The 11,859-nt window shown below is 57.0% G+C and carries 9 protein-coding genes and 7 pseudogenes; 8 read left to right on the top strand and 8 right to left on the bottom strand.

Features of this window, described 5'->3' with window-relative positions:
* Nucleotides 1–1,704, bottom strand: a 1,704-nt coding sequence (locus M3I56_RS39675) for a condensation domain-containing protein (RefSeq protein ID WP_254345094.1), incomplete at its 3' end; no start/stop codon positions are given.
* Between the two features lie 55 nt (nucleotides 1,705–1,759).
* Between M3I56_RS39675 and M3I56_RS39670 the strand changes: the two are divergent.
* Both M3I56_RS39670 and M3I56_RS39665 read left to right on the top strand, forming a co-directional pair.
* Nucleotides 1,760–2,010: pseudogene (locus M3I56_RS39670) on the top strand (DDE-type integrase/transposase/recombinase); the annotation flags it as partial.
* Between the two features lie 599 nt (nucleotides 2,011–2,609).
* Nucleotides 2,610–3,423: pseudogene (locus M3I56_RS39665) on the top strand (IS630 family transposase); the annotation flags it as partial.
* Between the two features lie 117 nt (nucleotides 3,424–3,540).
* Here the strand turns inward: M3I56_RS39665 and M3I56_RS41835 are convergent.
* The 4 genes and pseudogenes from M3I56_RS41835 to M3I56_RS39650 form a co-directional block, all read right to left on the bottom strand.
* Nucleotides 3,541–3,864 (bottom strand): annotated as a pseudogene (locus M3I56_RS41835) (NAD(P)/FAD-dependent oxidoreductase); the annotation flags it as partial.
* Between the two features lie 48 nt (nucleotides 3,865–3,912).
* Complete coding sequence (locus M3I56_RS41830; RefSeq protein WP_375541881.1) at nucleotides 3,913–4,056, bottom strand: hypothetical protein; 144 nt, start codon at nucleotides 4,054–4,056, stop codon at nucleotides 3,913–3,915.
* A 388-nt stretch (nucleotides 4,057–4,444) separates the two neighbouring features.
* Nucleotides 4,445–5,053 carry a hypothetical protein gene (locus M3I56_RS39655; RefSeq protein ID WP_254358523.1) on the bottom strand — a complete coding sequence of 203 codons (609 nt, stop codon included), beginning with the start codon at nucleotides 5,051–5,053 and terminating at the stop codon, nucleotides 4,445–4,447.
* A gap of 215 nt (nucleotides 5,054–5,268) precedes the next feature.
* The gene (locus tag M3I56_RS39650; protein ID WP_254345096.1) at nucleotides 5,269–6,213 is read right to left on the bottom strand and encodes a 3-hydroxyacyl-CoA dehydrogenase NAD-binding domain-containing protein; all 945 of its coding nucleotides are present in this window, start codon (nucleotides 6,211–6,213) and stop codon (nucleotides 5,269–5,271) included.
* Nucleotides 6,214–6,434: 221 nt separating this feature from the next.
* On the opposite strand from M3I56_RS39650, the pseudogene M3I56_RS39645 reads away from it, so the two are divergent.
* Nucleotides 6,435–6,584 (top strand): annotated as a pseudogene (locus M3I56_RS39645) (LysR family transcriptional regulator); the annotation flags it as partial.
* Here M3I56_RS39645 and M3I56_RS39640 read toward each other — a convergent pair.
* Nucleotides 6,573–6,803 carry a hypothetical protein gene (locus tag M3I56_RS39640; protein WP_254358522.1) on the bottom strand — a complete coding sequence of 77 codons (231 nt, stop codon included), beginning with the start codon at nucleotides 6,801–6,803 and terminating at the stop codon, nucleotides 6,573–6,575. The pseudogene M3I56_RS39645 and the gene M3I56_RS39640 overlap by 12 nt on opposite strands.
* Before the next feature lie 47 nt (nucleotides 6,804–6,850).
* On the opposite strand from M3I56_RS39640, the gene M3I56_RS39635 reads away from it, so the two are divergent.
* The 5 genes and pseudogenes from M3I56_RS39635 to M3I56_RS39620 all read left to right on the top strand — a co-directional run bounded on the left by M3I56_RS39635 (nucleotide 6,851) and on the right by M3I56_RS39620 (nucleotide 11,032).
* A complete protein-coding gene (locus M3I56_RS39635; RefSeq protein ID WP_254358521.1) occupies nucleotides 6,851–8,248 on the top strand; it encodes an IS4 family transposase in 1,398 nt (465 codons plus the stop codon).
* A gap of 16 nt (nucleotides 8,249–8,264) precedes the next feature.
* Nucleotides 8,265–8,864 carry a LysR family substrate-binding domain-containing protein gene (locus M3I56_RS39630; protein ID WP_254358520.1) on the top strand — a complete coding sequence of 200 codons (600 nt, stop codon included), beginning with the start codon at nucleotides 8,265–8,267 and terminating at the stop codon, nucleotides 8,862–8,864.
* Between the two features lie 231 nt (nucleotides 8,865–9,095).
* Nucleotides 9,096–9,425 (top strand): hypothetical protein, encoded by a 330-nt coding sequence (locus tag M3I56_RS41825; RefSeq protein ID WP_375541880.1) that lies wholly within the window; start codon nucleotides 9,096–9,098, stop codon nucleotides 9,423–9,425.
* Nucleotides 9,426–9,488: 63 nt separating this feature from the next.
* A pseudogene (locus tag M3I56_RS39625) lies at nucleotides 9,489–10,091 on the top strand (tyrosine-type recombinase/integrase); the annotation flags it as partial.
* A gap of 413 nt (nucleotides 10,092–10,504) precedes the next feature.
* Entirely contained in the window at nucleotides 10,505–11,032 is a 528-nt protein-coding gene (locus tag M3I56_RS39620) for a hypothetical protein (protein WP_254358519.1), read from the top strand.
* Between the two features lie 31 nt (nucleotides 11,033–11,063).
* Here M3I56_RS39620 and M3I56_RS39615 read toward each other — a convergent pair.
* Nucleotides 11,064–11,630, bottom strand: a pseudogene (locus M3I56_RS39615) (IS630 family transposase); the annotation flags it as partial.
* A 49-nt stretch (nucleotides 11,631–11,679) separates the two neighbouring features.
* Nucleotides 11,680–11,859 (bottom strand): annotated as a pseudogene (locus M3I56_RS39610) (IS256 family transposase); the annotation flags it as partial.

Raw genomic sequence — 11,859 nt, 5'->3', positions numbered from 1 at the left:
CTCTCCCGGATAGGCGGGGTCGAGCGGCACATAGGCGCCGCCAGCCTTGAGAATGGCCAATAGACCGACGATCATGGCGGCAGAGCGCTCCACGCAGATGGCCACCCGGGTATCGGGCGCGACGCCCAGCGCGACGAGTTGATGGGCAAGCCTGTTGGCGCGCGCATTGAGTTGTGCATAGCTGAGCTGCTCGGCTTCGTGAACGATGGCCACGGCTTCGGGCGTTCGCTCGGTTTGCTCTTCGAACAATTGGTGAATGCACCGATCAAGTTGATATTCCGTCTCGGTTCGATTCCAGGTTTTCAACAACAAATTCCGCTCATCAGTTTCAAGTAGATCGATACGGCCAATCGATTGAGTGGAGTCGTCGACAATTGCGCCTAACACTTTCAAGAAGCGTCTCTGATGAGCAATCAATTCAGCTTCCGAATAAATATCGGGGTTCGCATCGAAATCTATTCTCACCTCTCCGCCATCGGATGGCGAATAAATTGAGACCATCAGGTCGTTGACCGTAGCATTGCCAAGATTATGTGTCGTCGACAAGCAAGAGCCGAACGACAAGCCATAATCGAAGGGCATCAGGTTTACCGTAGGGCCAAAAAGTGGCTGTGTGTGAAGCCGGTCGAGATCTCGCCTAAGCACTTCGCTACGATAACGTTGATGCCGGAGGCCTCGTTGAATTTGCTTAGCAGCCTGCCCCATTAATTCTGTTGCACTATTCTCATGGTGAACGGATAGTCGAATGGGCAGGACATTTGCCGTCATGCCGGGAGTCAAGCGATCCTCGCCCAAGCGGGCCGTGACAGTAAAACCCAGCGATATTTCCTCGGCGCCAGTAGATCGGTAGAGATAGGTGGCAACAGCTACCGTTATTTGATTTGCCAAACGACTATGGTCATTAAAAAGTTCCCGTAGTGATTGAGATGAAATATAAGCAGTCTGGCGGAGGCGATGCCGTAAGGCGGGCGCATACCGATTCGCTAACGTAACGGGGGCTGGCCAGTCCGAGCAACGTCTCATCCAGTATTTCTTGTCGCGCTCGAAAGCAAATGAGCCGCGATAGCGTGCATCGCTTCCTAATAAATGTGATAAGGGAGAAAAATAGGATTTGTCTGCTTTTTTCCCTCTAACGCGCATGCTGTAGAAATGCGCAACGCGACGCGCAACCAGTACGCCACTATGACCATCCATCACACTATGGTGGTAACGTTGATACCAAATAAATCGATCAGAAGCAATCTTGAGTAACGCATAGTAAAATAGGGGATCCTGTTTCATATCGAACGGCGTTTCGAAATTAACCTCCATCCATCTGGTAGCCTCTCTGGTGGGAGCTGCTTTTGAACTGAAATCGATAGTTGGCAACGACCAATCGATGGATGGGGCAACGAATGCTCGGAGCGACCCGTTCACCTCAATAAGTCGGCAACGTAAAGCCTCCGCTTCCTGAACCACTGCGCGTAAAGACTCCTCGAACACTGTGGGATCAATGCAGCCGCGTATTTCGGTGTATTGTCCAATGTTGTGGACAGGGCCGCATGGGTTAATTTGTTCGGCAAGCCAGATCTCCGTCTGTGCTGAGGATGCCGCGAATAGTTGAGGACCGACGTCCTGACACGTGATGTGATTGCGCTCGCCGTCGTCAATCCAAACATTATCAGGATTCGGGTGCTGATCATTAGTAACAATCCGGTGGTTCATGTTCTCCTCGCGACTCCATTACGACAAGGACATTTGAAAGACTGATGCGCAATGATTCGGTTTAGGCGTTGTCGTCAGTTACGATACGGTTCGACGCCGGTGCGATAAATTCGGTGCGTGCTTTGCGCACCGAGTGAAAGACGCCTTGCAAGCCCGGCACCACATGGCACCTTGATGAAGTACTTGTGACGTTACACGCCAGCCTTCTGTTATGGCGTCATCGATCACCACGGTGCTGAACTCGATATCCTGCTACAGAAGCGCGGCCACAAGGCTGCAGCGAAGCGTTTTTTCAAACGCGTACTTGCAGGGGGTCTGCGGCACCGCGCGAGATATGGATGTCGAGACAAGGACAGCCCCAAAGGACCGTAACGCTCGCACTCCACGACCACGGCCTCGCGCTTGCGCCGTGATCTTGTAGGTCCATGAGCGATGCATCCCAAACGACGCGGTAACATCATTTGGATGCTCGGTAATAATGCTATTGCGATTAGCAAGTCACCAAAAGAATTTTCGATTTATAACATATTGGAATCCTTAAAATCTACGATAAGGTACATTCTTGCGACACTAATTAAAAGAAGTGACTTTTTAACCTTAATACCCGATACCAATTCCCAGTCACATGTCTTTTGATCAGCCATGCACAGCAATGTTTGTGCCATGTGTAAACTAGTAGCAAACTGAAAAAATAGCCGACACGCAGCCTTGATGGCTGTCCTGTTTGTTGAATTCCAGACGACATATGTCGGAGTTGTCACGTCAAAGCGTTATCTGGGGGGAAGCGAATTTGCGATGAGGTGTCATTGTGCACCTCCCAGATCTGGTTTTGTCGCAATAAAGCGGTGCGCTATGATGCGGGGGGGGAACAACACGAAAGACTAATCCAATTGAACTAATGGTGCATGGGCAAAATGAATCTGAGTGAAACCGAGCGCGAAGAGCTGATGTCGATGCAGCGCAGCCGCACCATGGCCGTTTGCCAGGTAAGGCGTGCGCGGTTGATCCTGCTACTTGACGAAGGTGCCTCGCATGCGGCGATCATGACCGAGTTGCGATGCGATTCGCGTTTCATCACAACGTGGCAAACGCGTTTCGCCCGTCACCGTTTGGCTGGCCTGTACGGCAGACATCCAGGCCGGGCGCCGCGACCTGACGGGCCTTGAAGCGAGAGTACTCGACTACACGCTGCGGCGTAAGCCGGCCGACGGCTCGACGCACTGGAGCAGCCGCAAACTGGCGGCACAGCTGGGTATGGCTTTCATGACCGTGCAACGTATCTGGCGCAAGCACGACATTCGGCCACATCGTCTGGATACGCACATGGTGTCGAACGATCCTGACTTTGAGACCAAGGCCGCCGATGTGATCGGGCTGTACCTCAATCCGCCGTTGCGCGCGGTGGTGTTCTGCGTGGACGAGAAGATGGCCATCCAGGCGCTGGATCGCAAGGACCGGATGTTGCCGCTGTCGCCCGGGCGCGCTGAGAGTCATGGCTTCGAATACAAACGCAATGGAACCCTGAGCCTGTTCGCCGCATTGAATTTCGCCACTGGTGAGGTGCTGGGCAAAACCGCGCCGCGCCATACCAGCGCCCAGTTCGTTGCGTTCCTCACCGAGGTGGTATCGGCCCAGCCGCGCGGAAAAGAGATTCACGTAATCTGTGACAACGTGAGCAGCCACAAAACCGATGCTGTTCGAACATTTCTGGCTGACCATCCGAGAGAGCCCTGCTCGGGTCTCGCGCGCGTTGAGCGTTTCGCCCACCACGCCTTCGGAGACCAGCATCTGGCTGCCTCCATAGCTGCGGAAATAGAGCGTGCCCGGCGAGCCGAGATCTTTGAACGCCGGCATGGCGAAGGTGTAGGGCGCGGCTTCGCATTCGAGAGCGAGCACGGTGTGGCGCTCGGGTTTAACCGGCAGCGGCACGCCAATCCACTCGGCGAGTTCGGGCGTCCAGATGTTCTGCGTGCTGATGAGCGTGCCGCAGCCAAAGCGTCCCGCCGACGTTTGCACGCCCACCACGCGGCGGCCTTCGCGCACGAGGCCGGTCACGCGCACCCCTTCCATGATTTTCACGCCGCGGCGGCGCGCGGAGCGTGCGAAGCTGGTCGCGACGAGGTAGGCGTCGGCGAAACGGGCTTCGGGCTCGAAGCCGATCAGCGCGGCGGCGTCGAAGGTCGCGATGGGCAGGCGCGCCTGCGCCGCCTAGCGGTCGAGCAGTTGCACCTCGATGCCCATGTCCTGCTGCGCGCGCAGCGAGGCGGCAGGTCGATAGGCGCCTGGGTACGTCTCATGAGGTGCTCCGCGGACCGCTACGGCAACCGTTTCCTGACGTACATCGAGCCCCACGCGTACTTGCTAGACTGCTTCATGACCTGCCCCCTCAATGCGGCTCAGAGCCCCTGTGTAGCCCACCTCAAGCTTAATCCGCGTACCTTGAGGTGCGGCAGGTAGTGTGTGCGAGCTTTCCCCGCATACGGCAGGTATTCCACGCTCATCCGGCCAGCTTCGTTTGCTCATAAACCCTTCAAGACCGATATCCAATCTTCGGGGTTCAGTCCATCTGGGTGGTGCAACAAAATCGACCTGGACGCGCTCATAGCCGGGCTCGAATTGGAGCGACGGAAATTTCAGGGGTTCCGGCGTGGAACCCCTTGTACCTCGCAAGCTGCCGTCGAGGCAGGGCTCGTTCGAGCGGCGGCAGTGGGTCGAGGGTGTGTGAAAACGCATGGATCGCCTAAACTGGATTAACTCGTTCAGCATGGGTGACCGGATGAAGCGATTCATAGAAGGTGAAGATCGCAAGCAGGTGACGCTGCTTCCAGAATGCCTTGATGACTTCGTCGCTGACGACAATCCGGTCAGGATCATCGAGGCGTTCGTTGAAGAGCTTGACCTTCAACTGATTGCGGGTTTCAAGCAGACTGAAGTTGCATTTGATCAGTAATGCATATGTTTCATGAAATGCATGAGTTGGCAAGACAGGCAAAGCGAAGCGGAAGTCTGATTTGCGAAGTGATCGACATGGTAACGACGCGCCATGGCGCAATGCGCCGGCGAAGTAGCGACACGCCAAAGCCCTGACTTTAACCGCTCCCCCTCGCCAGCTCCGAAAGCCATTCCCGGTGGGGCTCGCAGACAAATTCGGCCCCTTCGGAAAACCCGCAATCAGTTGGGAAAGATGGATCGCGAAAGGGCTTGACTTCCATTGCCCCATAGAAGTCACTGTGAGCCGCCCTTCGTCGAACCCGTCCAGGTCGTACTGTCGGAGCTGCATCGCCGCGTTTCTCAATTCCGCCCTCAATTCCACGCCCGTTGCACCGCCACCGTTGATTGCTACACGCACATTGGCGTCCGTGACGCCCTCAGAGGAACTCGATCTTGACACGCGTAAGCCTAATTTTTCAAATACGGTCAATATCGTAAATGGTCGTCATGTATGCCCTCCGAGATCTCCAATATTCGGGAGATTCATCCCTCCGTGAGACAAACGACGCCGTTTCCCCGATCCGACCAGTTGCGGTCAGACCGGGATGCTCTATGCGCTCGCCGCGCGAAAAATTAATGCTTCGGCAGTTCCGCGAGCCGGGTCTTGAGCAACGTTAGTAAGAGACGGTCACGTTCGGACGCCAGATCGCGGAAGTCGCGGCTTCCTACTTCTTCTTTCAGTCCGGCGATCATCTTTTCCCGCACTTCCTTCGTGAATTCAAAGTCACCCAACGGAGTCCACCATGTGACTAGAGGACCAGCGAATTGATCATAAAAATGCTCAATACCGCCGACGCCGCCACCGAGATGGTTCAATACCACAGGGCCCATGACGCCCCAGCGCAGCCCCGGACCCCACGAGCAGGCGGCATCAGCATCTGCGACACTGACTACTCCCTCGCTAACGAGCGACATAATTTCACGAACGAGCACCCCCTGGAGGCGGTTGGCGACATGACCCGGTACTTCCTTTTTGAGCCGGATCGTCTTTTTGCCCAGCGCCGAGTAGAAAACATCCGCGCGGTCAATCGCCTCGGCCGCCGTCCGTTTGCCGGCGACGAGTTCGACGAGGGGAATCAGATGCGGCGGATTGAAGGGGTGACCGACAAGACAACGCTCTGGGTGGTGCTCGCACCCTTGCTGAATGTCTGTCATGGTCAGGCCCGACGAGCTGGTTGCAATGATGACATCGGGAGGGAGCAATGTATCGAGTTGCTGATAGAGCTTGTGCTTGAACTCTAGCCGCTCCGGGCCGTTTTCCTGAACGAAGTCGACGTCGGCGATTCCGTGGATATCTGTCCTGAACGTCAAACGCGCCTGCGAGCCCCCGGGGACGACCGCACCTAGCGTTTCCATCGCTGGCCAGGCGTTGGCGACGTATTCACGCAATGCCTTTTCCGCGCCCGGTGCCGGATCAGTCGCCACGACGTCGAAACCCCGAGCCAAAAACAATGCACTCCAACTGGCTCCAATGACGCCAGTACCTACTACACCGATCTTCCGGATATTCGTGCTCATGTGGCAACTCGCAATGACAAGTAGAAAAAAAGGCGCGACCGCTTGCACCGCGCACCGCGTAGTCCCGGCTCGCGAGACGCGGCAACCGTGGCGATACATCATCCCGGGCCGGCCATCGGGCAAGCCGATAATTCACTGCACCGAGCCATGCTCGGATCGTCGCGCATCAGAGTCTAGTCGAGCGTACCGCAGGCATTCCAATACTTTATGCGGCGGCCCCTATGCCTGGAGGCTGTACTCTCCCAATGGGAATACGACACCTCCGGTACTTCCTCGCATTCGCCGAAGCTGGCAGCTTTGCGGAGGGTGCCAAGCTCCTGCGCGTCGCGCAACCGTCTTTGACTCGACAAATCCGCGTGTTAGAGAGTGATGTCGGCTGTGCCTTGTTCGTGCGATCGTGGCAAGGCGTACACCTGACCGACGTTGGCGAAGTGCTGCTCAAGGAAGCCACGCTGGCCGTCGCGCAGCTCGATCTCGCGCTCAGACGCACCCGGGAACACGTGCAGCGCCCCCGTAAGCTGGTGCTCGGCCTTGCAATTACCCACATCTTTGCCGCGAAACCTGGTAACCTGGGATACGTCATGTTCCATGCGCAAGCGAGATGGCCGGCAAGCGACGGGCGGATGATCGGTCGTGGATGGATCTTGAAGTCCAGGGAAGCGAATTCCGGGACACACGGTTGCGCCGTCGCTTCGCAACGCTGCTGGAAAAGCTGTGGGATGGCATGGGGCAGACTATTCCGTTCGCGTGTCAGGACTGGGCTTCTACCAAGGCTGCGTACAGGTTTTTGTCGAACGACCGCGTCAGCGAACACGATATCCTGAGCGGGCATTTCCAGGCGAGCGCTGAACGTGTGAAGGCCACCGATGGGCCGGTGCTCGTCCTGCAGGACACGACCACATTCTCGTACCAGCGCGAGCGCCCCGAACTCATCGGCTACACGGGCAAGACGACCCTGCGCACGGGAAAAAACGGCGTGGGTCCGCGACAGCCGCTCACGCAATGCGGCATCCTGATGCATTCGAGTCTTGCTGTCAGTGCCGATGGATTGCCACTTGGCCTGGCGGCGGTGAAGTTCTGGACGAGAAAGCAGTTCAAGGGGGCTTCGGAACTCAAGCGCCATATCAATCCCACGCGCGTACCGATTGAGGAAAAGGAAAGCTGGCGCTGGCTGGAGAATATGCGCCAGTCGACTCAGCTTCTCGACGATCCTGTGCGTTGCATTCACATCGGCGATCGGGAAAGCGACATTTACGAGCTGTTTTGCACCGCATACGATCTTTGCACCCACTTCCTTGTGCGTACCTGCGTCGACAGGCTCGCGGGAGATGGTCAGCACACGATCTCCAAAGCCATGCAGCAGGTTCAGGTCAAGGGGCTCCATCGCGTCGAACTTCGCGACGCGAAAGGCCGTCCGATGACCGCGACGCTTGAACTGCGCTACCAGCATATGACTGTTCTGCCACCCATCGGCAAGCAGAGCCGTTACCCTGCGCTACAGCTAACAGTCCTCCACGCACAGGAACGCGATCCGCCGTCCGGGCGTGCCCGCATCGAATGGAAGCTGATCACCAACCTGCCGGTCCGTTCTCGGGCAGAGGCAATCGAAAAGCTCGACTGGTACGCAATGCGTTGGAAAATCGAGACCTTCCACAAGATCCTGAAATCGGGTTGCAAAGCCGAAGAGTCCCGGCTTCGCACAGCCGACAGGCTAACGAACCTGATCGCAGTCTTCTGCATCCTGAGCTGGCGCATATTCTGGCTCACCATGCTCGGCCGATCGGCGCCGCAGGCCGCCGCCGAACTCGCGTTCACACGCACCGAAATCGAACTGCTTGAACACATCGTTCACGATACGCCCCATAACGCGCAAGCTCCGCCGCTCGTGCGCAACGTTATCAGGCTCGCTCAGCTCGGTGGTTACCTTGCGCGCGCCAACGACCCTCCGCCGGGCAATACCGTAATGTGGCGCGGGATGCGACGCCTGACTGACATCCAGATCGGCTATGAGCTCGCGCTAAAAAGAAGTGGGTAATTGCAAGCTGCTCGGCATGATTCCGGGCACGGAGGACGAACTGATGGGACTCGTGTGGACTACCCTGGGGCCAGATTTGCAGGATGTCTCAATCGACGTTCAAAGCAAGCTGCATCCCGATCTGGTTCGCGCGCTGGAAAATGGCAGCATCGACGGTGCATTCGTCCGTCAGGGTGATATCTGCCCAGAATGGTCGACCCAAACGATCCGAACCGAAGAGCTGATCGCTATCTTGCCGCGTGGGCACCGGCTCTTGAAAAAAAGGCGTCTCTCGCCCACCGACCTGTCCGCTGAGCGCATCATCGCGGTCGCCGGCTCCATCGCGCCCGCACTACGCGAGACCATCGACGCGTTTCTCAGCCAGAATGGCCCGCCAGAGACAACGCCGCCTCTCGAAGCCGATGGAATGCTGAGCATTTTTTCTCTGGTCGCGGCGACCGGACTTTGCAGCCTGGTGCCCAGCCACTTTGCCCGCATGTTGCCCAAGGGGATGGCAACGCGCCGCCTCACCACATTTGATAGCAGCAGGCGCGACCTCGTGCTGGCTTACGCCGACAGCCGCGTCTCGCCGATCATGTCACGCCTAGCCGCGCATATCGGCAAAACGACGAGCTGAGAGGCGCCCCCACGCGGCGGCGTGCCGGAGAGATCGGCATCGCGTCAATGGACAATCGCCAAGTTCATCTGCCGTCGCTGCGCATCCCTACAAATCGCGAATCAATGGCCGAGTTTGTAAGTCAAGCAGAGCATGGCGAAATTCAATTCGCACGGGATATGAAATACATAAAAAGAATTCAATTTATTTAAGAAAAACCAAAAACTAGACTGTTCTCAGTTGGGGTGCCTGATGCCCACTCAAAGCGCGCCGCATACGCTTGAAGTGCCCTGTTGGGAAGGACGGCGAGCATGCCGAATACACATCGCCCGAACGGGGAAGCTACAAGGCGTCGACCTCGAAGGCGCCACGCTTTACTCGACGCTTGAGCCATGTACCCACAGGAATCATCCAAAGGTCTCGTGCACTGACCGGGTAATCGACCGGAAACTAAAGCGGGTCGTTATCGGCACGCTTGATCCGAACCAGATGATTCGGGGGCTTGGGGAACTGCGCTTGCAAGATGGGGTTGTAAGCCGGAACCGCAGAAATTTTGGAAGTCCTTTGATTTCAGGTGGTTAGAGAAGGTCGAGACCCGGTGCGCAGCATTTACACGCTGCGCTACATGCGCGACCCACAACTGCCGAATGGCCCTATGGCTGGTCGGAGCCAGCGGCGCAGCGGCTGCGCTTCCTGCTTGACTTCGGCTACGCGACGGGTCTGCGCGCGAGCGAACTGGTCGGCGCCGAGCTCGGCAGCATCCGCGTGGACGGGCACGGTGATCACTGGCTGCATCTGGTCGGCAAGGGCAGTAAGCCCGGCAAGGTGGCACTGCCGCCGCACGCGCGTACTGCGCTCGATCAGTACCTTGCACAGCGACGCCTGCCTGTCACGCCACAACGCTGGAACCCGAAGACATCACTGGTCGCGAGTCTGGGCGAAGACGGCGACGCGGGTTCGCGTCTGGGGCGCGTCATGCGCCGCTTCTTCGCACAGGCAGCCGACGTGATCCAGGCCGATCATCCGGTAGCTGCCGAAAAATTGCGCCGCGCGAGTCCGCACTGGATGCGCCACAGTCACGCGAGCCACGCGCTCGCTAGCGGGGCCAAACTGACCAGCGTGCGCGACAACCTGCGCCATGCATCGATCGCGACGACATCGATGTATTACCGGCAGAAAGTTTTTATGCACAGTCTCGGGTACCGCTCATTGATAGCAAAGGATTCCGGTCATAGGAACTCGACATAAATGTTTGTCGGACCTGGAGGCCGGCAGCTGCGATCTTCTGCAGTAGCCCAGCCTCTCCAGTTTGCGCACGGCACAGCAATGACCTGCTCCAACGGCAGGCGGCTTGAAACTTGATGGGGGGAATGCTCCATGATCGAGCTGCTCACAAGCACGGTCGCAATGGCCGTTAGGACTCCCATCATGAGATTTTATGTGCACAAAACCAACGCTGGGGGCTTGCCTACGAAGCCCTTGTCGTGGCTACTGTGCATAAAAACTTTCTGCCGGTAATAGATGTGCTGCAGCACATTTCCTGTACCTGCACGGCGACGACATCCAGTGTGCGAAGGATATGGATCAGGCCTCAGTGACGCCCCGCTTAGCCTATATTTCGGTTGATCCTAACGGGGCCTTCCCAAACCTTGGAGAGCGTTGTGACAACACTTGTGAATATTACCAGCAGTACTCCCGATGCCGTGCAAATTTGGGGATTCCATGATATATGCGACGTGAGCGACGTCGCCGCTGCTCTGAACGAGATTGCGGCGGGGTTGAGCGGTGATGCTAATACGATTCATGTGATGTCAGGTACTCACGGCTACTGCGGCGGACAGGTGGGTGCTGTCGCGACGCGCGAGCAGAAGTTCGCGGAAGAAGATCGAGCTCTCGCCCATCCAAAGACGAAGGACAACAAAGCCGTTGCTGTGGTTGTCCATGACTTCAATACCGGCAAGCTACCGACCCCCGACTACGTGTCTGCGGCAATGGCGAAGCTCAACACCGATATCCGCTCAATCGTGAAGACCGATACCCGGGAAGCATGTTTTCCTCCTCGCCTACTGCTGCAGTGCCGGTACAAAGTAGATTCGCAAATCCAGAAAGAGTGCAGGTCGACGCGACTCCTGAGCATGTGCGTGTCGTTCAGCGCGAGCGGGTTAATTAACATGTACTCGAGAAGTTGAAAACCGACCCCCATTGACACTTGAAGTCATATCAGTCCATTGAACCAGATGAATTGCACCGGATGCGTCGGGTTGGATCGGAATACTTCCATTTCAACGGGGTGGCCTGCATGTTGTATTGGCGGATGTACCGCATGAGTTTTTTATCGAGATCCCGGGTGCTGGTGAATACACCGCGCGTGATGACGTCGCGCTGGATGCGGGCAAACCAGTTCTCGACCTGGTTCAACCATGACGAATATGTGGGGGTGTAATGGATCGAGACATTCGTATGGTCAGCCAGAAAGGTTTGAACAGCTTCGGTTTTGTGGCTACTCACGTTGTCACAGATCACATGAATCTCCTTTCTGGCTGGCTGCGCCGATACCACCTCGGTGAGGAACGCGACGAACTGAGCACTGGTATGGCGTGGTGCAGTCTTGCCCAGCACTTCGCCGGTGGCGACATTCAGCGCCGCAAACAGGCTCAAGGTACCGTTGCGTTTGTATTCGAAGCCGTGACTCTCGGCGCGCCCAGGATCAACCGCGCCCGCCTTACCTGGCCGACGGCCATCGTTCGGCTGCGCTGCATCGACAGAAGGGAGTGTCTGAATTTTTGTGTGCAAGGCAGATAAAAGCCTGCCGTCTGGCAGGCTCATCAATTGCATTCTACAAATGATTTCTGGTGAAGCGATCCTCGTAGAGGATCGCGAACTGGTTCATCGCGGCTTTCCAGTCATGCGCGGCACGGCTCCAGTCAGCCGTGATATTGCGCAAGGCCAGCCAGAGCAGTTTGGTCGCGGCCTCGTCCGTCGGGAAGTGCCCACGCGTCTTGACGATCTTGCGTAG

Origin of the sequence: Paraburkholderia sp. CNPSo 3281 (assembly GCF_024206515.1) — a bacterium.
Lineage (GTDB): Bacteria > Pseudomonadota > Gammaproteobacteria > Burkholderiales > Burkholderiaceae > Paraburkholderia > Paraburkholderia nodosa.
This window is presented reverse-complemented; position numbering and strand designations above follow the sequence as displayed.

Bases quoted from the DNA above. Each gene is read 5' to 3' on its own strand.
- M3I56_RS39640 (WP_254358522.1), bottom strand. From the start codon at position 6,803: ATGGAACATGACGTATCCCAGGTTACCAGGTTTCGCGGCAAAGATGTG.
- M3I56_RS39650 (WP_254345096.1), bottom strand. From the start codon at position 6,213: ATGAGCACGAATATCCGGAAGATCGGTGTAGTAGGTACTGGCGTCATT.
- M3I56_RS39635 (WP_254358521.1), top strand. From the start codon at position 6,851: ATGGATCTTGAAGTCCAGGGAAGCGAATTCCGGGACACACGGTTGCGC.
- M3I56_RS39630 (WP_254358520.1), top strand. From the start codon at position 8,265: ATGATTCCGGGCACGGAGGACGAACTGATGGGACTCGTGTGGACTACC.
- M3I56_RS41825 (WP_375541880.1), top strand. From the start codon at position 9,096: ATGCCCACTCAAAGCGCGCCGCATACGCTTGAAGTGCCCTGTTGGGAA.